Source organism: Corallococcus praedator (genome assembly GCF_003612125.1).
GTDB lineage: Bacteria > Myxococcota > Myxococcia > Myxococcales > Myxococcaceae > Corallococcus > Corallococcus praedator.
In genome coordinates, this window is the sequence record NZ_RAWI01001062.1 from 1 (window position 1) to 440 (window position 440).

At 66.8% G+C, this 440-nt stretch carries 1 protein-coding gene; it reads right to left on the reverse strand.

The features are described 5' to 3' along the window. Nucleotides 1-405 (reverse strand): MarR family winged helix-turn-helix transcriptional regulator (locus D7Y13_RS43040; RefSeq protein WP_120631124.1); only part of this gene is annotated, 405 nt, incomplete at its 3' end. Nucleotides 406-440 lie beyond the last annotated feature (35 nt).

Below are 440 nucleotides of genomic sequence, written 5' to 3' on the forward strand. Positions count from 1 at the left end.
CACCGTGGCAGCACGAAGGATCGCACGCTGCACGGGGCGCGCTCGCTCGTAGAGGTCGCGTCCTGCGGTGGTCAGCGCGGTGAACACCGATCGACGGTCGTTCTCGCACATGGTCCGCTGCGCGAGGCCGTTCTTCTCCAGGCCCGCGACCAGTCGCGACAACGCGCTCTGACTGAGGTGCACCTGGCCGGCGAGCTCACTCATCCGCAGGGAACAGTCCGGTTGCGCGGCAAGCAGTTCGAGGACCTCGAACTCGCTCCCGCTGATCTGGTGGCTCGCCTCGAGGGTCCGGTCGATCTCGCAGTGCAGCCGGTGGTACCGGACGGTGAGCTGATGCCACGCGGCCGCGAGGGCGTCCTCGTCACAGGAGCCACCCGAGGTGGGTGTGTGCACGTCGTCGGACATGGGCCGATGCTACCAGATGTGATCGCATTATTTGC